A 17860-nucleotide genomic window follows, 5' to 3' on the forward strand; every position below is an offset into this window, starting at 1 on the left:
GGTGTTGCATCAGCTTCTTTGAAAGGACCATTTCAAAAGGGAACGGAAGGAACATTGCATCTGCAAGGAAAAACAGTTCCTTTTTGGCTTGAGCATGTGGAGAAACATCGGTCATTTTCTATCATGGCCAACATGCCGCATAACAATGTAAAAATGGAATTTTCTCACGTGCTTCAAAAGCAAAAAGAAGGTTTGCGTATCACACATGGAATTGTATTAGATGGTGCTGAAGCAAAAAAATGTGGAGAAATCATTGGGACTGAACTGTCTAAAGACATCCCGGCGGCTGTCAGCAGGCTTGTTCACCTATGCGGAGGAGTGATAAAATGAACACAAATTATTGGATCGGCGTTGTGTCAGAGCAGCATGTATTAAAAGGTGCTGCCGGTGGTTTTGCACAGCTGTGCCATGGAAAAAAAGCCCCGCTCGCCAAAATGAATGAGGGAGATTGGCTGATTTATTATTCTCCAAGAGACGCATATCCAGATGGCAAACTGCTGCGAAGCTTTACTGCGATCGGCAAAGTGAAAAGCGGAAATATCTATCCGTATCAAATGGCTCCGAATTTTATTCCATACCGATTAGATATAGACTATTATCCATGCCATAAAATCGGTTTTTACGACATTAAACCAAAGCTTGAATTTGTTCAGGAAACCAAGCATCTTGGCTTTTTATTTCGCAGAGGACACTTTGAAATCAGCAAAAATGATTTTTTGACAATAGCACAAGCGATGGGAGTTAACATAAGTGGAATGGCACTCTAAATTTAGCGGTCCGAACACAAGCCCGGGCTTTTTATTATGGCAGGCCACGCAAAGCTGGCAGCGGAAAGTGGGAAAAGCGTTGGCTGAGTTTGACCTGACCCACGTTCAATTTGTTCTGCTGACCTCGTGCAAGTATATGATTGCTCACGGAGAAACCGTCACGCAAAAAAAACTTGCAAGCTTCAGCCAGACCAATATCATGATGGTTTCGGAGGTTGTGCGGACGCTTGAGAAAAAAGGATTTATCCAAAGAAGCAAAAATCCCCAGGATAAAAGAGAGGTCCTCCTGTCTCTTACAGAAACAGGAGGAGAAAAAGTAACAGCGGCTTTGCCAATTGTTGAGAAGATTGATCAAGCCTTCTTTGCAGCTGCGATGAAAAAAGAGAATTTTCTGAGCGGCTTACAGGAACTATTGAAACATGAGTAAAGATACGGGCAGCGCCAGCTGTCTTTTTTTATGTGTTTTTTTCGGTTTTTGATACACTAGAGAAAGAACGACAAAATTGGAGGCTTTGGTTACATGGAAACGTCAGCCCTTTTAAAACAGCAAATTGCGAAAGAAATAGGTTTATCACAAAAACATGTTGAAAGTGTTATCCGTCTGCTTGAGGACGGCAACACAGTCCCGTTTATTGCCCGGTATCGAAAAGAGCAGACGGGTTCAATGGATGAGGTTCAGATTCAAACGATTTCTGAACGCTGGCAATACATACAAAACCTGAATCAGCGAAAAGAAGAAGTCATCAGGCTGATTGCAGAGCAGGATAAACTGACGGATGATCTAAGACGTAAAATCGAGCAATCGGTGAAGCTTCAGGAAGTGGAAGACCTTTACCGCCCTTATAAACAAAAACGCAAAACAAAGGCGACAGTCGCTAAAAGCAAAGGCCTGGAGCCGCTTGCCGACTATATCCTGACACTCCCCCAAGATGATCGTCTGGCAAAAACAGCAGAACAGTACATCAGCGAAGAAAAAGAAGTGTTTACACGAGAAGAAGCGATTGAAGGCGCCAAGCACATTATTGCGGAACAAATCTCAGACGAGCCGTCTTTCAGAAAGTGGATTCGCCAGGAAACCTTCAAAAAAGGAACCATTAAGTCTGTTGCCGGAAAGTCGGCAGACACGGACGAAAAAAATGTTTATGAAATGTATTATGAATATGAAGAGCCAATCGCAAAGGTCGTTCCGCATAGGGTGCTGGCAATGAACCGCGGCGAAAAAGAAGACATTTTAAAGGTATCGATCGAACCGCCTGCGGATCACATTAAAGCGTATTTAGAAAAACAAATCATCAAAAACCGCTCAACAACCGTAAAAGAGATTTTGCAGGAGACAATTGAGGACAGCTATAAAAGACTGATCCAGCCGGCAATCGAGCGTGAAATCAGGAAAGAGCTCTCAGAAAAAGCCGATGAACAGGCGATTCATATTTTCTCAGAAAACTTGAGAAAGCTTCTGCTTCAGCCGCCAATGAAAGGCAAAACCGTTCTCGGTGTTGACCCAGCCTTTCGAACCGGCTGTAAGCTCGCTGTGTCAGATGAGACCGGAAAAGTCTTGAAAATTGATGTAATCTATCCGCATGCGCCAGTCAACAAAACAAAAGAAGCTCATGAAAAAGTGAAAAAGATTCTTGAGCAATATCAAGTCGAGATGGTGGCGATCGGAAACGGCACAGCATCCAGAGAAACAGAACAATTCATTGTCAATGTACTAAAGGATATGCCGCGCAAAATTTATTATGTAATTGTCAATGAAGCGGGAGCAAGCGTCTATTCGGCTTCTGAGCTTGCCCGAGAAGAATTCCCTGACCTTAAGGTTGAAGAGCGCAGTGCCGTATCTATTGCGCGAAGACTTCAAGACCCGCTCGCGGAGCTCGTTAAGATCGATCCGAAGTCTGTGGGTGTCGGACAGTATCAGCATGACGTCAGCCAAAAGCGCTTAAATGAATCTCTGCGGTTTGTCGTCGAAACGGTCGTAAACCAGGTTGGAGTAAACGTCAACACAGCATCTGCCGCGCTGCTTCAGTATGTAGCGGGATTATCGAAGTCTGTCGCAGGCAACGTTGTCAAAAAACGTGAGGAAATCGGAAAGTTTTCAAATCGAAAAGAACTGAAGGACATCCCAAGGCTCGGTGCGAAAACTTACGAGCAATGTATCGGTTTCTTAAGAGTGCAGGAAGGAACAGAGCCTTTGGATAGAACAGGCATCCACCCGGAAAGCTATAAAGAAACAAAAGAGCTATTGAAAAAACTCGGGCTTTCAACAGAACATATCGGCACGGCGGAATTGAAGGACAAAATCAATCAGCTGGCACTTTCTGAAACGGCAAAAGAGCTGGGAATCGGCGAAATCACTCTGAAAGATATTTGTGAACAGCTGACAAGGCCAGAACGCGATCCCCGTGACGAGGTGCCAAAGCCTTTGCTGAAAACAGACGTCCTTCAGCTGGAAGATTTGAAAGAGGGAATGGAACTGCAGGGCACCGTGCGCAATGTAGTGGACTTTGGAGCGTTTGTTGATATCGGAGTCAAACAAGACGGGCTTGTGCATATCTCAAAACTCAGCAATCAATTCGTCAAGCATCCTCTTGATGTTGTCTCTGTCGGCGATATCGTGACAGTTTGGGTTGACGGCGTAGATGTACAAAAAGGCAGAGTATCGCTGTCTATGGTAAAATAAAAGCACTGCTTACGAGCAGTGTTTTTTCCTATAGAAATACCAGCATTGATTCAGCAGTTTAATTTGGTAATTATCTTTTTCAAGGAACGCTTTTTGCATCTGCTTTTTAAGCCAATTTGGCATAGGCTCATTCCTCCTCAGCTTTTATCATAAGAGGGACAGTGATTACCATATTGTATGCGAACGGTGAATTGTCCCGTTCAATGTTTTTTAAGTGAGGTGCACTATGGATAATATAGAGCTTCAAAAGCTGACAGAGGATATTTCTGAAACGTACTTTAAAAAGCCGTTCCGCCATCAGGCGCTTTTTAATGACAGGCTTAAAACCACTGGCGGCAGGTACCTGTTAACCTCCCATAACATTGAATTGAACAGAAAATATTTGATTGAACACGGCAGGGAGGAGCTGATCGGCATCATCAAGCATGAGCTCTGCCATTATCATCTTCACCTTGAAGGAAAAGGGTACAAGCACAGAGACAGAGATTTTAGAATGCTTTTGCAGCAAGTCAACGCACCGAGGTTCTGTACACCCCTTAAGAAAAAAGCGGAAAACAAAAAAACTTATATGTATATCTGTACGGCCTGCGGCCAACAGTATATAAAGAAGCGGGCTATGAACCCTGACAGATACAGATGCGGAAAATGCCGCGGGAAAATAAAAAGAATTTTTTCGTGAAAAAGGTTGACGAATATTGCAAGCCTATGTTACATTATAAAAGTCGTCACGAGAGATAAATAAAAACATTTACCTCTTGACACTGAAAATCAAGGCTGATATAATAAGTCTTGTCTCATTATTCCACAGTAGCTCAGTGGTAGAGCTATCGGCTGTTAACCGATCGGTCGCAGGTTCGAATCCTGCCTGTGGAGCCATATTGGAGAAGTACTCAAGTGGCTGAAGAGGCGCCCCTGCTAAGGGTGTAGGTCGCGTAAGCGGCGCGAGGGTTCAAATCCCTCCTTCTCCGCCATAAGATTTCGATATAAGTTCTCAACCATCGGCCCGTTGGTCAAGCGGTTAAGACACCGCCCTTTCACGGCGGTAACACGGGTTCGAATCCCGTACGGGTCATTCCATTTCGTTGGGCTATAGCCAAGCGGTAAGGCAACGGACTTTGACTCCGTCATGCGTTGGTTCGAATCCAGCTAGCCCAGCCATTTTTATTTTTTTGAAATCGAATAGTAAGAGCCATTAGCTCAGTTGGTAGAGCATCTGACTTTTAATCAGAGGGTCGAAGGTTCGAGTCCTTCATGGCTCACCACTTATCTTTTTGCGGGTGTGGCGGAATTGGCAGACGCGCTAGACTTAGGATCTAGTGTCTTACGACGTGGGGGTTCGAGTCCCTTCACCCGCACTTTATTTACAAAGTGCACGCAAATTGGTTTTACTAGGTTAAGAGCCTAATAAACCAGCACAAACACAATTTCATCATCACGCGGTCGTGGCGGAATGGCAGACGCGCTAGGTTGAGGGCCTAGTGGGTGAATAACCCGTGGAGGTTCAAGTCCTCTCGGCCGCATCCCAATAATACCAAGGGTTTAACCACCTTTGGTATTATTTTTTTATGCGGAAAATACAGCTATGGAAGAAGTCTTGCTCACCAAAACTCACCAGTTACTTAAAGTAAGTCGTCCAAACGGTCGGCAGTTTCCTTTTGTTTATTAGGAAAAAGATGTCCGTAAGTATTCATTGTAAAAGAAACGGAACTATGCCCTAATCGTTCTTTTATTACTAAATAATCTTCCCCTTGATGGATAAGCAAGGCTACATGTGAATGTCTCAAATCATGGAAACGGATAGGCTCCACATTTCCTCTTTGACAAATCTGTTTTATTTTTCTGCTGAAAATATCTTTGGTAGGTGGTCTGTCTTTGTATTGAAACATATAAGTTTCTTCTGATTGGTGAATTCCTAATTCATCAAAGATTTCCTTCTGATGTCGTCTCCATTCATCGAGCAATGTTATAAGTTTTGAATTGATACTTATACGGCGAATAGAATTTTTAGTTTTTGGAGCTGTAATTATATATTCTTGATTTATATATGTTAAAGCTTTGTATACATTAATTTCTCTTCTAAACTTATCTAAATCTTTCCATTGAAGCGCTAAAATTTCTCCTAAGCGCATTCCTGTCAGATAATCAGTAGTATAGAATACTTTAAAAATAAATTCGTCTTTTTCTATGAGACTAATAAATTCTTTGAACTGATCTGGAGTCCAAAATTTCATCTGTTTTTTGACAACACTTAAATTTTTTACCTTTGCACATGGATTTTTGATTAAAACATCCTCAACGATACCTATATCAAAAATTTTACTGAGAATAATCATTGTGTTGTTAATTGTTTTGTTTTCAAGTCCTTTATCAATAAGTGACTTTTGAAAGTCTTGAATTTCATTATGAGTAACTTTTTTGACAATACAATTTTCAAAATGAGGTATGATATGTTTTTCTATTGTATATTTTTCAATATTATAATAATTAGGCTTATGGTGAAGCTTACATTGCTCCAAATAAATACTTACTAGTGTAGAGAAACTGACTTCCTTATGGCTTGTTAGCAAACCATCACTGTGTGCTTTTTTTATTGCATGATACATTTCTTCAGCATGCTTTTTCGTTTTTAAGGTCATTGTTTTTCTTTTGCGTTTTCCTGTTACTGGATCAAAACCAAGACTAACGTCGATTCTATATCTCCCATCTTTAGTTTTCCTTATAGACATTATTTTGCTCCTTAGAATTGTGCTATTAGTTTATTATCGAAAACGTTGAAACCTCTTGAAGAAGAAAATTTCAGTTGCTCAATTTTATGTTTGATTACAAAAGTAGGGACTTTAAAATAAGTTGCAATGTCGTTTAACGTATATTCATTGAAATTGATATTTGCATCTTGAATCATTTTATCAGTCACCAAAAGTTCAGAAGCGAATATGTTGGCCTGATGTTCTAACTTTTCTTCCAAGATGAGTGAACAATTTGATAATTTAAAAGAATTCAATTTCTTGTGGAGGAAAAAGTGCCCAAGTTCATGGGCAATAACAAAATTTCTGTAACTGGCATTTTTATTGATGTGAATAATGTACTCATCTTCCTCTTCACAGTATTGAAGGAAGCCATTTACATTGCCTAAGTTACTTTCTAAATGAAAAATTCTTAAATTGTTACAAATGATACTTACATTGTTTGTGTTATTTTTTTTAATAATTTCTTGTGCCTTGTGTTTTATACTTTTTGAAGTGTAAATGTTCATCACTCTTTCAATGTTTATTATTTGTCTTTACGCTTCATTTCGTTAACAAACCGGACTCCATTCTTTAATGCTTTTTTTATTAATTCAGCTGTTTCTTCGTCAATATCACCATTTTTCATAAAGAGAAGTGTTTCTTCGTCTTTAAGTTCCTCAATTGCTTCATTAAATGCTTTTTCTAGATTAGAGTTTTTCTTTTGAGGAGGTTGAGGTCTATCTAATAAGAAATCAATAGATACATCAAAATAATTTGCAATCTTACTTAATGTTTCACTTGTAGGTAGGATTTCGTCTTTCTCAAACCTTGTTATAGAACTTTGACTTAAAAATAATTTTTCAGCTAATTCTTTTTGGGTTAATCCTCTTTGTTTTCTCAAAGTTTTTAATTTATGACCAAAACTCATTTTTAAGACCTCATTTTTATTTTTATATTACAACTAGTCATATTTTTTTAAAAGAAAATATGCGTATTTTGCATTTTTTGTGTTGACATTATGCGTATAGTCATTTATTATATAAGTAGTTAATGATTATACGCATTTTTTCGGGGGTGATAATTTGAATGAGTTTTTGACTGCAAAGGATATTCAAAATATTTTAGGTGTAAAGCAAGCAAAGGCATATGAAATAATTCGATCACTTAATAAAGAAATGGAGAATGACGGCTATATGGTCATTCAAGGTAAAGTCAATCGTGCAAAATTTGAAGAACGTTATTGTTATAAAAGCAGAAGACAGGAACAGGATGATCATTATGAATCTAAGCCAAACTCATTCATTTATGCGTAAAGCAATTCCTTTGGCCAAACAAATGGAAGGTGATTGGATGGCACGAATGAAAATTGCTCTTAATTCGGTCATCATAAATCATTATTTAAACCTTCCGTTAACAAATGAAAATGTTAATGAATTACTGCGAAAAGGCGTTTCATATCGCAGGATATGTAAGCATTACGGCATTGGAAGAAAAGACATTGAAAAGCTGCGGCAATCATCCATAGTGTGACGTTATATACCACTATAGGGAGTCGTTAAGAATCCTTTGAAAGGGGGGATGCGATGAAAATAAGGGTGAATGCAACAATCATTACTGATGTTGAAGCTTTAAAGGCTGATAAGGATTTGAACCATTTTAAAGACTATGTCACTTGTGAAACATTCGTTGTTGAAGCTGATAATTATTTGGAGGCTAATAAAGAAATATCTGAGTTGTTAAAAGGCTGGGATTGGTGGTGTATCTGGTCTACTCGTCCATTGAGTAAGAAGGATAACCAAGTGTTTACTTTGTATAACGACGATCTGTATAACTTATGTCGCTAGGAGTGTTTGTTCTTTGAAAACTACATACAGACAAAAAAAGCGCCTTGACGAATAATCATCAAGAACGCCGGCAATAAAAACTAGACACTTTTATTATACGGCATTCTTGCTGAAAAGTCATGCGTGAGTATTTGAGTGATGAACAGCAATCACTTTAAATGCTGTAGCAGGCTAGAATAAGCGTGCGGAATAGCTGTAGTCAGCTTGATGGCTATAATTAGCCTACTAGGTTGCCATGAGGGCGTAAAGTCGTTAGCAACTGATAAGCGCCAAGATGGATACAGAACCGGAGCGAATCCAAAATATAAAATCGAAATTTAACGATCTTTTGAAAATAATAAAAAATGAAATGGGGATATGAAAAATGAACTTAAACTTTATTGTACCGGATATTAATATGACTTTTGGAGATATGAAATTTATGGGACTTAACAAAGAAAGATATGTTTATGATCGGGAAAACAATAAGCGTACTGACGTGCTTGAATCTAGGGTTTATAACATTGCTAGTGCTGTGCAAGGTGGTCAAATTGAGGTAACTATTCCTGAGTATGCTGGAGCAAAAGAAATCCCTCCTTTTGCTGACATTGAGTTGAAAAACCCAAAAATTAGCGCTATGGCAACTAGTCAAAGGGATTCAACCTTTGCCAATGTGATGTGGAAACTTGAAGCTGATGATATTGTTGTAAAAGGCGGTTCTTCTGTGAAACCTGCGGTTGCAACTGGCGGGAATGATAAGAAATAATTTGTTGATATATTAATGTTGAAGGAAACGGAGGTAATGACGAAGTGAAGACCGTTAAATCTGTGTACTTTGAAAATGTCGTTATCCCTACAAATGAACTCGGCGAATGTCATTCTTTTGATGAAGACAATGCTGTAGAGTATTATCAAGAAGAAGTACCGAGAGGATATGTGTGGGAAATGTTTTGTCACTCTTGTAGAGAAAAATCATCGGGGTATGAATTTTGATGATCAATATGAGTGATTTCTTGCAGAAAAGGATTTGGAAGTATAGAGGAAAACGAATTCGTCCGTATATGAGGAATAACTTAATAATAGCAGGCGCAATGATATTTGTGCCTGTTTTTTTGTTATCTATGTTTCTCTTTTGGAAATATCAACTTCTTCACTTTGATGTATTTCAAGTGATTCATCACTTTGAATGGAATGTACCTTTGATCGTTAAAAGTTTGGTCTGCTCATTGGCTATTGGTATTGGTAGTGTGTATGTTGCCTGTTTAACATTTAATGGACCCTTTAAAAGGTTAAAGCACAGGCAGATGCTTGCAAGAATGATTTTCTCTAACAAGTTTTATGAAAAAGATCAGATGAAGGTTAGAAAATTATTCTCTAATGAAACAGGCACAAGGGAAAAAATCACTTATTTTCCGAGGATGTATTACCAAGTTAAAAATAATCACATCTATATACGGATTGCTATGGATATGAGCCGTTTTCAGAATCGCTTCCTAGACTTAGGAAAGGATTTAGAAAACGGCTTGTTTTGTGACTTGGTTGATAAGCAAATGGAAGAGGGATTTGTCTGTTTCAAGTTACTGTATGACGTAAGTAAGAATCGTATATCTATAGATGAAGCAGTCGCTAAAGACGGTGTTCTGCCATTAATGAAACACGTCTCATGGAAGTTTGATAGATTACCTCACATGCTCATATCCGGTAGCACAGGCGGAGGGAAAACCTATTTCATGTTGACCGTCATAAAAGCGTGTGTAGGACTTGGGGCAGATGTGAAAATCTTAGACCCGAAAAATGCTGATTTAGCCGACTTGGAAGAGGTGCTCCCGAAAAGAGTCTATTCGCAGAAAAATGGCATCCTTATGTGTCTGAGAAAGTCGGTTGATGGCATGATGGAACGAATGGATGAAATGAAGAAAATGCCTAATTACAAGACTGGTGAAAACTATGCCTATTTAGGGCTAAAACCTGTCTTTATCTTCTTTGATGAATATGTGGCATTTATGGATTTGCTGGATATGAAAGAAAGGAATGAAGCCTTATCCTACATGAAACAATTGGTTTTGTTGGGTCGTCAAGCTGGTTATTTTCTTGTTTTAGGGGCACAGCGACCAGATGCAAAATATCTAGCTGATGGGATACGAGATCAATTTAGTTTTCGTGTTGCCCTCGGCAATATGTCTGATACTGGTTATGGGATGATGTTCGGTGACGTTGATAAAACATTTATGGAAAAAGACGTGAAAGGTCGAGGGTATGCCTATGTCGGCACAGGTTCAATATTAGAGTTTTACAGTCCAATTGTGCCGAAAGGATATGATTTTATGTCATCTATTAAAAATGCGCTGGTTGGAGTCGAGGGAGCGCAGGCGACGGCAGTCGCCAGCGGCAGCGTAAGCGACCAGACGGCCAGCGGCGAAGGAGTGAGCGAAGCGAATGGATGAGCTAAAACAACCCCCCCACGCTAACAGGGGGGTAGTAATCGTAAAAGAAGAAAATAAAACCGTTGAAAGTCCTTTGGTATCAATGGTTGACTATATTCGAGTCTCTTTTAAAACTCATGATGTTGACCGAATTATTGAAGAGGTTCTTCACCTTAGCAAAGACTTTATGACTGAGAAACAATCTGGTTTCTATGGCTACGTTGGCACGTACGAACTGGACTATATCAAAGTTTTTTATTCTGCGCCAGATGATAACAGAGGTGTTTTGATAGAAATGTCCGGTCAAGGTTGCCGTCAATTTGAATCCTTCTTGGAATGCCGGAGGAAAACATGGTACGACTTCTTTCAAGATTGCATGGCACAAGGCGGTTCATTTACTCGCTTTGATTTGGCGATTGATGATAAAAAGACGTACTTTTCTATACCGGAATTATTAAAGAAAGCCCAAAAGGGCGAATGTATTTCACGTTTTAGAAAATCCGATTTCAACGGCTCCTTTGATCTATCTGATGGAATTACAGGCGGAACGACAATATATTTCGGTTCTAAAAAGTCAGAAGCGTACCTTTGCTTTTATGAGAAAAACTATGAACAAGCAGAAAAGTATAACATTCCGTTAGAAGAACTAGGCGATTGGAATCGTTATGAATTGCGGCTTAAAAATGAACGTGCACAAGTGGCTATAGATGCTTTATTGAAAACAAAGGATTTAACCTTAATCGCTATGCAGATCATTAATAACTATGTAAGGTTCGTTGATGCTGATGAAAACATCACTAGAGAGCATTGGAAAACGAGCCTTTTTTGGTATGATTTTATAGGTGATGTTGGGAGACTACCTTTGTACGTCAAACCACAAAAAGACTTCTATCAGAAATCAAGAAACTGGCTTCGTAACTCTTGTGCTCCTACTATGAAAATGGTGCTTGAAGCTGATGAACATTTAGGGAAAACCGATCTGTCAGATATGATTGCAGAAGCTGAACTGGCAGACAAACATAAAAAAATGTTAAATGTGTATATGGCTGATGTTGATGATATGGTCGTTTAAAAACAAGCTGCTAAACCTTTATAAACACAGGTGATGCGATTAAACGTATGTGTCAACGGTACCGGAACGAAGTGAGGATAAGGAGTTGACATATTCAGCGCTACCAAAACCCTCTTGGCATTGAACAAACAACCGTTTGTTCCTGCCTGCCGGCGAGGGAGTCCCCCGATGATTCGGGGGAATAGGGGGTTAGATTTGATTAATGAGTTTTGTTTGGGGGAATTTAAGTTTGATGATAAAGAAATAGCTGTTAGATATACTTATATCCTTTATAGTAAATATATAGAAACTTGGCATACAATTATAATTTATTTATAAAGGAGATTATCATGGAAGAAGTCAAAGTTGTATATGCATTGATTAAAAATGAGCTTAATCAGATATTAATGGTAGATAATCATGAGGGGCATTGGTCACTTCCAGGTGGAAGAGTTGAACTTGATGAAAATCTAATAGAAGCTGCTATGCGTGAAGTATATGAAGAAACAGGGCTAGAAGTTGAAATAGGGAATATACTAGCCGTTAATGAAGCGAAATTTTTAAAGAGAAATCATCACGCTATATTTTTTACATTTGAAGCAAACGTTGTAGGAGGAACAGAGCTAATTAAAAATGCTGAAGAAATATTGAAAATAGAATGGGTTGATATAGAACAAGCAAGTCAACGGATGCCTTATTACACCGAAGGGATTAATAATCTTATGAAAGGAAATGCACTGTATAACAATCAAGGAACAATATGAATTAAAATTTGAAACGGTTACTATCTGTGAAAAAAATCAATAGCTATAATCACTAATTATTTCGTATTTTGATTTATCTAAATCAAAGTGCGTTTTTTTATTGCTTAAAAATCAAAGGAGGTTGGTTTGATGGTATACGTTAACCTTCTCAATCAGGCGCGATTGGAAAGTGACTTGGAGTCTCTTGGCTGTTTGGATATTGCTGAGGAATTAATTGAAAAAATGATGGAAGATGTCTTTTACAGTGATGTTGCTCAAAGAGTCATAGTCCAAACTCTTGCGGTTATAGATAACGTGAATGCTAAACTTCAAGCCACCTTCAACATATTGGAGGGTGAAGACGCTGAGACAGATGAACGAAGTGTTGAATTTGAAGGAATATCCTACTATCACTGAGGGGTGAAAATATGGATTACAGGATTATAAATGAGTCCTCCCTTATAAACACATTAGAAAGGCATCTTAATATACACTTGTTGGATGACGTACTCGAAAGATTAAGGGATGAAATGTCATCGGGATATGATCAAATGATCATTATTCATGTCAGAAAAGATAACGGCGGGGATATGGTTGCGAACTTGTATTTTCACTTTAGAGTCCTTGAAGAAAATGAAACGGAATCAGATGACGGAGGAGTTCTTGTCGAATTTGTAATGTATGACCCTCATGTTATAAGAAAAGATTACGAAGAAACCCATCTTAAAAACGGAGGACAAATATAACGAGGTGATCAAGTGTCTGTGGTTGATAATCACTTCAAAAGACTGGGCTTTAATGTTGGTATTCCCTCTTTAGTCTTTGTAAGAAGTTTAAGCAGAGACTGTATGTTGGTTGTCGAAGGCGAACGAGTTAAAGGTTTTGCTGAGTATCGTTATACCTTTTATAAGACAAGACACTTGCCAGATGGTCGAATGACTAGTTTAAAAGTTTATATGGAGAATCAAAGCATAAAAAGGGTGTTACATCGTGTAGCATCCTTTTTATCTTTCTTGGAAAGAACGAAACAAATTGAACAGAAGGAGTGTGAAAAAGTTGCTCAATAAAGAAATCGGCTCTGATAAAAAAGAAGAGTCATTTTTTCGGTCTGCCTTTCAAAAACTGAAACGAATTGAAAGACCGGAAAAAGACAAACAGAAAGTCCCTCGTGACAGGTCGAAACTGATAGCCGTCACATTGTGGTCTTGTGTCGGTGGCTTGCTGTTTATCTGCTTGCTTGCTGTGCTTCTGTCAATTAATACTCGCTCTCAACTTAATGACATGAAAGATGAAGCCAATAAGCCAACAAATGACGATAAACAAAAAATTTCGGTGACTGCTGCTGAAAACTTTCTATCAGGGTTCATCAATGAATATGTGAATGTGAAGAACAATCAAGAATCTATTGAAAAACGTATACAGAGCCTTGAAAGCTACATGGTGAAACAGGAGGATAACCACTTTGAAGATGAAGAACGCTTCAATGTGGATGGTTTAAAAGGTGATCGAGAGTTGAAAGATTACAGCTTATATAACGTGAAAGAAGGTGATAAAAACAGCCTTTTTCAATATAAGGTCACATATGAAAATCTATACCCTGTAGAAAAGGAAGTTGAAAAAGAAGTCAAAGACGGAAAGAAGAAAAAGAAGGTGAAAGAAAAGGTTAAAACAAATGAGAAATCTGAAAAACAAATGTTGCTGAATATTCCAGTCACAAATAAAGATGATTCCTTTGCGTTGTCTGCCGTCCCTTACTTTACCCAGATTTATGATTTGAAAGGCGATATTGCTTTTAAGGGCAAAGAAGAAACTAGAGACGAATATGCAGGCGAGAAAAAAGAATCTATCGAATCATTTCTTCAAAATTTCTTTGAGAAATACGCTTCTGAAAAGAAAGAAGAAATGGTTTATATGATGAAAAAGCCGGAAGCATTGGAAGGAAACTTGTTATTTGGGGAAGTACAGTCAGTAAAAATCTTCGAGACGAAAAAAGGTTTCGAGGTTTTTTGTGCTGTTCGATTTAAGGAAAAAGAAAATGACATTCCGGTAAATGAAAAATTCAGTCTAGAGATTACGGAAAACAGCGGTCAGTTTTATGTAAATAAACTCAAACATCAATAGGAGGTTTAAATATGGATTTCATGAATTTCTTTATTCTTGGTGCAGACCTTCCAACACTTGGAGGGGTAAAAGGTTGGGCGTCAGATGTTGTTATCCAATTCATTACGATTGTGGTCATGTTCATAGCCGCAAAGAATCTTATGAGATTAAAAATGGGCGGCATTATCTTTGTTTGCTGTATTGGCAGTGCGGTAACGTGGGTTATTAAACACTGGTCAGAATTCTCCGGCTGGATCAATGCGCTAATGGAAAAATTGTAAGGGGGCATCTGAATGGGGCGTCTGGTGTTCAACTATCGGAAGGCAATGAGAGAGCCGAAAAAAATTCAGCAATTAACCGAAAATTATTCGTTACCCTTTGCAGTTGAGTTAATACCGGCTATTAACTATTTCATTTTTGTTGGCCTATGCTTTGGGTTCTGGTACGGCGTGAGGATGATTTTTCCTCACGCTTTTGATAACAGTTTCATCATCGTGATTTTTGGAATACCGATTTTTTTAACAATGCTTGTTACGAAAATAAAGCCGGAAGGCAAAAACATCTATTTATACTTCATTGATTTTGCAAAGTATTACTTTTTCATCAAGCTTCCACAAAAGAAGTTTTGCAATGACCGAAAGGTTGATTTAAGTAATGAAAAACAAATTGAGTTTCGAAAACTTGTGAAGGTGGTGGATTATTCGAATGAAACTAAAAACGCCTATGAAGGCAATACACAAGAATTTGCTGTTAACAAGAACGGGCGACGTGTGGGCGTACTACCGAATAAAAAGCAATTCGATTCCTATGCAAAATAAAGAAAAAGTTGAATCGTATAAAAAGAAGTGGCAGCATCTTTTTGAAGAAATTACATCTTATGAGGATTTTCACTTGATGATGTATCCAAGTGAGTATGAATTAGAAAAACGATTTAAGGATTTAGAAACAGATATTGCGGCAGATGCAATGGATGTGGCACGTTACTACAATGAAGAAACGGTAAGGCTGTTAGAACAGCGATTAGGAAGGCTGACAAAGTATGACTTCATTTTAGGTGTGAAACTGAAAAGCAGTCTTGTAAATATTAGTGTCGAACTTAAAGACAATATATTATCTTTTTTCAATACAGCGACTGATACAGTCGTGAAAATGCTCGGGTGGGAACAAAATGTTTCCACCTCTTTTTTTGAAAAATATGAGGAAGTCGAAGAAACACTAGCGAATATCATGGCTTCTGTTCGCGGAGATCGGCTTTTAGAAACAGAAATGACATACATTAACCGTTATCACTTTGTACGTGGGTTAAAGCACCAAACGAATGAAGAAAGTGAGATAAAGGATGTTCGCTCTATTACAAACACGATCATAGACCCCACTGACCCATCAGTATTGCATTTGCATAGTGATCAAGATGAAGGCTATTCAGCTTTTGTCGTGATTGACGAATTTCTTCACAATATGTCGGAAAGTGATTTGTTTTATGAAGCACAGTCTCTTCCCTTCCCTGTTGAAGTTCAGATGAAAATTCAAACGGAATCAAAGTCCATTACCAAGCCTGCCCTCAACCTCAAAAGACAGCAATTGAAAGAAGAACAAAAAGAACAACAAAGCACAGGTGATCGAAGTGATGTTTCCACTGTCACAAGTGCCACAATGATAAGGCATTTACAAGATGAAATAAAGAAAGAAGATGTGCACGTCATGAACTGGCTCTCTGTGATAGTCGTTCATGGAAAGACAAAAAAAGAATGTGTGGGGAAAGCAACGATTGTCAAAAGGCATTTAAAAGGCGCTGGCATTACATGTCGGCTTCCGGTGGCTGATCAACTGAACCTTTTTTATAAGATGCTCCCTGGTGAAAAGTTAGACATAACCGATAAGAACTGGATTCAAAAAACAACGCAAGACGGCGTGGCAGAAGGTCTGTTTGCTGTTAACTCTGATATTGGTTCAAAAATCGGGTTCTTCCTTGGTTGGGTTGATCGTTTTCAAGAGCATACCGATTTAGAAAGCGCCATTATGTCCAGCCGTGATTTTGTCTTATTCCACCCTTTCTTAGCGAATCAGCAGTTAAAGGGTTCAAAGACACGTTCTCCCCACTGTTTGATCACAGGGGATACAGGAAACGGCAAGTCGTATTTGGCAAAATTGATCTTTAACTATATCAGCATGTTAAACATCAAATCTCTGTATATAGACCCTAAAAAGGAAATGAGAAAGTGGATTCAAAGAGTCTTGAATGATGAATACATTCGAGAGAACTTTCCCTTATATATTGCACATTTAGAGAAATACAACTATATCACACTAGATCATGAAAACACGCACAACTGGGGAGCGCTTGACCCTATCTCCTTTCTCCCTCCTATGAAAGCGAAAGAGCTAGTTCAAGTCATTTTTGAACAAGTATATGACTTTAAAGGGAAAGACGATGTGAACACAGCTTTCCTTCGTGCTACGTCAGAAGTAATTGATGGAAAACAAAAAGGTGAACAGGTCGGCTCGCTTGATATTATTCGTAAGATGCAGAACCATCCGGAAGAACCTGTACAAAAGGCTGGCGACTACTTAAATGAGGTTGTGTCAGACTCTATTTTGAAACTTTGTATTCATGATGGTTCAAACCCTGCATTGTCTCTTGAAAAACGAATCACCATTTTAGAAGTTGAAAATATGGATTTGCCGGATCATGCTGAGCGACTTGAAAACTACACCATATCACAATTAAAGTCTAGTGCTGTCATGTTTGCACTCGGTAAGTTCTGTGAACTATTCGGCATGAATCCAGACGAACAGACAGTTGAATTTATAGACGAAGCGTGGATATTTACCACGTCACAACAAGGAAAAAAAGTAGAAAGACAAATGCGCCGGATTGGTCGTTCATACAATAATGCGGAATACTTCATTTCCCAATCCACAAAAGACGCTTTGAAAGAAGAAGATTCCGGAAACTTTGGTGTTGCCTTCGCCTTTGACGAACCAAACGAACGTGAAGAAGTGTTGAAGTGGATGAATATGGAGGTCACAAAAGAAAACAAAAAAATGATGGAATCCATGTTCCAAGGTCAATGCTTATTTAAAGATTACTATGGCCGTACCTCCAAAATTTCAATTGAATGCCTATTCGAAGAATGGCAAGGTGCTCTGAAAACAGTTGAGAAAAAAGCTGTCGCATATGCGGAAGAAAAATATTTGTAAAAGGGGTTGAATCGTACATGGAAATTGCTTTCTTAAACTCTCTTGTTGTCACGAGTCCAGGCTTTTATAAAGCAGAAAAAATCACATTGGACGAAGTTAAACAATGGTTGAGACATTATGACGGACGATACAAAAGTTTTATTGGGCATAAATCAACGGCACAGTTTCTTCAAAAATTATTAGGCATCAAGATTGAACAAAACCGAAAGATTTTCAGACATATGAAATATCAAAAAGCAATCTGTTTCTCTCTGTATGAACGATATCCCGAAAACGTGCTGTTAACGCAAAGAGACTTAGAGAAAGCCAGATACCAATTTTATTTATTAACTCGATTAGATTAGGA

Annotated in this window: 24 protein-coding genes, 7 tRNA genes and 1 pseudogene; 28 read left to right on the plus strand and 4 right to left on the minus strand. The window is 38.4% G+C overall.

The window, feature by feature from the left end:
• Nucleotides 1–94 precede the first annotated feature (94 nt).
• The 4 genes and pseudogenes from JQX68_RS21660 to JQX68_RS02670 all read left to right on the plus strand — a co-directional run bounded on the left by JQX68_RS21660 (nucleotide 95) and on the right by JQX68_RS02670 (nucleotide 3447).
• Nucleotides 95–330, plus strand: a pseudogene (locus JQX68_RS21660) (hypothetical protein).
• Nucleotides 327–767 carry an EVE domain-containing protein gene (locus JQX68_RS02660; protein ID WP_147772930.1) on the plus strand — a complete coding sequence of 147 codons (441 nt, stop codon included), beginning with the start codon at nucleotides 327–329 and terminating at the stop codon, nucleotides 765–767. The pseudogene JQX68_RS21660 and the gene JQX68_RS02660 overlap by 4 nt, the downstream one beginning before the upstream one ends.
• The gene (locus tag JQX68_RS02665) at nucleotides 751–1194 is read left to right on the plus strand and encodes a MarR family winged helix-turn-helix transcriptional regulator (protein ID WP_103031598.1); all 444 of its coding nucleotides are present in this window, start codon (nucleotides 751–753) and stop codon (nucleotides 1192–1194) included. Before JQX68_RS02660 ends, JQX68_RS02665 begins: the two co-directional genes overlap by 17 nt.
• Before the next feature lie 93 nt (nucleotides 1195–1287).
• Complete coding sequence (locus tag JQX68_RS02670; protein WP_147772931.1) at nucleotides 1288–3447, plus strand: Tex family protein; 2160 nt, start codon at nucleotides 1288–1290, stop codon at nucleotides 3445–3447.
• Between the two features lie 9 nt (nucleotides 3448–3456).
• On the opposite strand, the gene cmpA is transcribed toward JQX68_RS02670, so the two are convergent.
• Entirely contained in the window at nucleotides 3457–3570 is a 114-nt protein-coding gene (gene cmpA / locus JQX68_RS02675) for a cortex morphogenetic protein CmpA (RefSeq protein WP_003225207.1), read from the minus strand.
• 103 nt (nucleotides 3571–3673) lie between these two features.
• Here cmpA and JQX68_RS02680 point away from each other — a divergent pair, with 103 nt between their 5' ends.
• The 8 genes from JQX68_RS02680 (at nucleotide 3674) to JQX68_RS02715 (ending at nucleotide 4967) form a co-directional block, all read left to right on the plus strand.
• Nucleotides 3674–4126 carry a SprT family protein gene (locus JQX68_RS02680; protein WP_071581000.1) on the plus strand — a complete coding sequence of 151 codons (453 nt, stop codon included), beginning with the start codon at nucleotides 3674–3676 and terminating at the stop codon, nucleotides 4124–4126.
• Nucleotides 4127–4248: 122 nt separating this feature from the next.
• Nucleotides 4249–4323, plus strand: a tRNA-Asn gene (locus tag JQX68_RS02685).
• 4 nt (nucleotides 4324–4327) lie between these two features.
• Nucleotides 4328–4418 (plus strand) — tRNA-Ser (locus JQX68_RS02690).
• A gap of 29 nt (nucleotides 4419–4447) precedes the next feature.
• A tRNA-Glu gene (locus JQX68_RS02695) sits at nucleotides 4448–4519 on the plus strand.
• Between the two features lie 11 nt (nucleotides 4520–4530).
• Nucleotides 4531–4605 (plus strand) — tRNA-Gln (locus JQX68_RS02700).
• A 28-nt stretch (nucleotides 4606–4633) separates the two neighbouring features.
• Nucleotides 4634–4709 (plus strand) — tRNA-Lys (locus tag JQX68_RS02705).
• 11 nt (nucleotides 4710–4720) lie between these two features.
• Nucleotides 4721–4802 (plus strand) — tRNA-Leu (locus JQX68_RS02710).
• Nucleotides 4803–4883: 81 nt separating this feature from the next.
• Nucleotides 4884–4967, plus strand: a tRNA-Leu gene (locus JQX68_RS02715).
• 99 nt (nucleotides 4968–5066) lie between these two features.
• Here the strand turns inward: JQX68_RS02715 and JQX68_RS02720 are convergent.
• Genes JQX68_RS02720 through JQX68_RS02730 form a run of 3 tightly spaced genes read right to left on the minus strand, consistent with a single transcriptional unit; the run spans nucleotide 5067 to nucleotide 7101 of the window.
• Complete coding sequence (locus JQX68_RS02720; protein WP_106610921.1) at nucleotides 5067–6173, minus strand: tyrosine-type recombinase/integrase; 1107 nt, start codon at nucleotides 6171–6173, stop codon at nucleotides 5067–5069.
• 11 nt (nucleotides 6174–6184) lie between these two features.
• Nucleotides 6185–6700: an ImmA/IrrE family metallo-endopeptidase gene (locus JQX68_RS02725; RefSeq protein WP_205440514.1), complete on the minus strand. Its 516-nt coding sequence runs from the start codon at nucleotides 6698–6700 to the stop codon at nucleotides 6185–6187.
• Nucleotides 6701–6717: 17 nt separating this feature from the next.
• Entirely contained in the window at nucleotides 6718–7101 is a 384-nt protein-coding gene (locus JQX68_RS02730; RefSeq protein ID WP_003328156.1) for a helix-turn-helix domain-containing protein, read from the minus strand.
• A gap of 154 nt (nucleotides 7102–7255) precedes the next feature.
• On the opposite strand from JQX68_RS02730, the gene xis reads away from it, so the two are divergent.
• The 16 genes from xis to JQX68_RS02810 all read left to right on the plus strand — a co-directional run bounded on the left by xis (nucleotide 7256) and on the right by JQX68_RS02810 (nucleotide 17858).
• The gene (xis, locus tag JQX68_RS02735) at nucleotides 7256–7486 is read left to right on the plus strand and encodes an ICEBs1 excisionase (protein ID WP_003328157.1); all 231 of its coding nucleotides are present in this window, start codon (nucleotides 7256–7258) and stop codon (nucleotides 7484–7486) included.
• Entirely contained in the window at nucleotides 7452–7703 is a 252-nt protein-coding gene (locus JQX68_RS02740; RefSeq protein WP_481748473.1) for a hypothetical protein, read from the plus strand. The genes xis and JQX68_RS02740 overlap by 35 nt, the downstream gene beginning before the upstream one ends.
• A gap of 53 nt (nucleotides 7704–7756) precedes the next feature.
• Nucleotides 7757–8017, plus strand: coding sequence for a hypothetical protein (locus JQX68_RS02745; RefSeq protein ID WP_205440515.1), 261 nt, complete (start codon nucleotides 7757–7759; stop codon nucleotides 8015–8017).
• A gap of 204 nt (nucleotides 8018–8221) precedes the next feature.
• Nucleotides 8222–8338 (plus strand): hypothetical protein, encoded by a 117-nt coding sequence (locus JQX68_RS02750; protein WP_205440516.1) that lies wholly within the window; start codon nucleotides 8222–8224, stop codon nucleotides 8336–8338.
• Between the two features lie 43 nt (nucleotides 8339–8381).
• A complete protein-coding gene (helP, locus tag JQX68_RS02755) occupies nucleotides 8382–8762 on the plus strand; it encodes a helicase processivity factor HelP (RefSeq protein ID WP_167568834.1) in 381 nt (126 codons plus the stop codon).
• 235 nt (nucleotides 8763–8997) lie between these two features.
• Complete coding sequence (locus tag JQX68_RS02760; protein WP_205440642.1) at nucleotides 8998–10440, plus strand: DNA translocase FtsK; 1443 nt, start codon at nucleotides 8998–9000, stop codon at nucleotides 10438–10440.
• Nucleotides 10433–11491 (plus strand): DNA relaxase NicK, encoded by a 1059-nt coding sequence (nicK, locus tag JQX68_RS02765; protein ID WP_205440517.1) that lies wholly within the window; start codon nucleotides 10433–10435, stop codon nucleotides 11489–11491. Before JQX68_RS02760 ends, nicK begins: the two co-directional genes overlap by 8 nt.
• A gap of 329 nt (nucleotides 11492–11820) precedes the next feature.
• A complete protein-coding gene (locus JQX68_RS02770; protein ID WP_205440518.1) occupies nucleotides 11821–12234 on the plus strand; it encodes an NUDIX hydrolase in 414 nt (137 codons plus the stop codon).
• Nucleotides 12235–12363: 129 nt separating this feature from the next.
• On the plus strand, nucleotides 12364–12630 hold the full coding sequence (locus JQX68_RS02775) for a hypothetical protein (RefSeq protein ID WP_205440519.1): 267 nt from the start codon (nucleotides 12364–12366) through the stop codon (nucleotides 12628–12630).
• Between the two features lie 11 nt (nucleotides 12631–12641).
• Complete coding sequence (locus tag JQX68_RS02780; protein ID WP_134991888.1) at nucleotides 12642–12959, plus strand: hypothetical protein; 318 nt, start codon at nucleotides 12642–12644, stop codon at nucleotides 12957–12959.
• A gap of 12 nt (nucleotides 12960–12971) precedes the next feature.
• Nucleotides 12972–13280, plus strand: a complete 309-nt coding sequence (locus JQX68_RS02785) for a hypothetical protein (protein WP_033882198.1) — start codon at nucleotides 12972–12974, stop codon at nucleotides 13278–13280.
• Complete coding sequence (locus tag JQX68_RS02790) at nucleotides 13270–14334, plus strand: conjugal transfer protein (protein WP_205440520.1); 1065 nt, start codon at nucleotides 13270–13272, stop codon at nucleotides 14332–14334. The genes JQX68_RS02785 and JQX68_RS02790 overlap by 11 nt, the downstream gene beginning before the upstream one ends.
• 11 nt (nucleotides 14335–14345) lie before the next feature.
• Nucleotides 14346–14594, plus strand: coding sequence for a transposon conjugation system subunit ConC (gene conC, locus JQX68_RS02795; protein WP_014478915.1), 249 nt, complete (start codon nucleotides 14346–14348; stop codon nucleotides 14592–14594).
• A 12-nt stretch (nucleotides 14595–14606) separates the two neighbouring features.
• The gene (locus JQX68_RS02800; RefSeq protein WP_205440521.1) at nucleotides 14607–15131 is read left to right on the plus strand and encodes a conjugal transfer protein; all 525 of its coding nucleotides are present in this window, start codon (nucleotides 14607–14609) and stop codon (nucleotides 15129–15131) included.
• On the plus strand, nucleotides 15019–17514 hold the full coding sequence (conE, locus tag JQX68_RS02805; RefSeq protein WP_205440522.1) for a VirB4-like ATPase ConE: 2496 nt from the start codon (nucleotides 15019–15021) through the stop codon (nucleotides 17512–17514). The genes JQX68_RS02800 and conE overlap by 113 nt, the downstream gene beginning before the upstream one ends.
• Before the next feature lie 17 nt (nucleotides 17515–17531).
• Nucleotides 17532–17858 (plus strand): YddF family protein, encoded by a 327-nt coding sequence (locus tag JQX68_RS02810; RefSeq protein WP_205440523.1) that lies wholly within the window; start codon nucleotides 17532–17534, stop codon nucleotides 17856–17858.
• The last annotated feature ends 2 nt before the right edge of the window (nucleotides 17859–17860 follow it).

It is taken from the genome of Bacillus sp. LJBS06 (genome assembly GCF_016924995.1).
In the GTDB taxonomy this organism is placed as follows: Bacteria; Bacillota; Bacilli; order Bacillales; family Bacillaceae; genus Bacillus; species Bacillus stercoris.

Excerpts from the sequence above, each read along its gene's own strand:
- JQX68_RS02760 (WP_205440642.1), top strand. The coding sequence starts at position 8,998 with ATGAGTGATTTCTTGCAGAAAAGGATTTGGAAGTATAGAGGAAAACGA.
- JQX68_RS02770 (WP_205440518.1), top strand. The coding sequence starts at position 11,821 with ATGGAAGAAGTCAAAGTTGTATATGCATTGATTAAAAATGAGCTTAAT.
- JQX68_RS02775 (WP_205440519.1), top strand. The coding sequence starts at position 12,364 with ATGGTATACGTTAACCTTCTCAATCAGGCGCGATTGGAAAGTGACTTG.
- helP (WP_167568834.1), top strand. The coding sequence starts at position 8,382 with ATGAACTTAAACTTTATTGTACCGGATATTAATATGACTTTTGGAGAT.
- JQX68_RS02725 (WP_205440514.1), bottom strand. The coding sequence starts at position 6,700 with ATGAACATTTACACTTCAAAAAGTATAAAACACAAGGCACAAGAAATT.
- JQX68_RS02745 (WP_205440515.1), top strand. The coding sequence starts at position 7,757 with ATGAAAATAAGGGTGAATGCAACAATCATTACTGATGTTGAAGCTTTA.
- JQX68_RS02660 (WP_147772930.1), top strand. The coding sequence starts at position 327 with ATGAACACAAATTATTGGATCGGCGTTGTGTCAGAGCAGCATGTATTA.
- conC (WP_014478915.1), top strand. The coding sequence starts at position 14,346 with ATGGATTTCATGAATTTCTTTATTCTTGGTGCAGACCTTCCAACACTT.
- nicK (WP_205440517.1), top strand. The coding sequence starts at position 10,433 with ATGGATGAGCTAAAACAACCCCCCCACGCTAACAGGGGGGTAGTAATC.
- JQX68_RS02680 (WP_071581000.1), top strand. The coding sequence starts at position 3,674 with ATGGATAATATAGAGCTTCAAAAGCTGACAGAGGATATTTCTGAAACG.
- cmpA (WP_003225207.1), bottom strand. The coding sequence starts at position 3,570 with ATGCCAAATTGGCTTAAAAAGCAGATGCAAAAAGCGTTCCTTGAAAAA.
- conE (WP_205440522.1), top strand. The coding sequence starts at position 15,019 with ATGAAACTAAAAACGCCTATGAAGGCAATACACAAGAATTTGCTGTTA.
- JQX68_RS02800 (WP_205440521.1), top strand. The coding sequence starts at position 14,607 with ATGGGGCGTCTGGTGTTCAACTATCGGAAGGCAATGAGAGAGCCGAAA.
- JQX68_RS02810 (WP_205440523.1), top strand. The coding sequence starts at position 17,532 with ATGGAAATTGCTTTCTTAAACTCTCTTGTTGTCACGAGTCCAGGCTTT.
- JQX68_RS02740 (WP_481748473.1), top strand. The coding sequence starts at position 7,452 with ATGAATCTAAGCCAAACTCATTCATTTATGCGTAAAGCAATTCCTTTG.
- JQX68_RS02670 (WP_147772931.1), top strand. The coding sequence starts at position 1,288 with ATGGAAACGTCAGCCCTTTTAAAACAGCAAATTGCGAAAGAAATAGGT.
- JQX68_RS02720 (WP_106610921.1), bottom strand. The coding sequence starts at position 6,173 with ATGTCTATAAGGAAAACTAAAGATGGGAGATATAGAATCGACGTTAGT.
- JQX68_RS02780 (WP_134991888.1), top strand. The coding sequence starts at position 12,642 with ATGGATTACAGGATTATAAATGAGTCCTCCCTTATAAACACATTAGAA.
- JQX68_RS02730 (WP_003328156.1), bottom strand. The coding sequence starts at position 7,101 with ATGAGTTTTGGTCATAAATTAAAAACTTTGAGAAAACAAAGAGGATTA.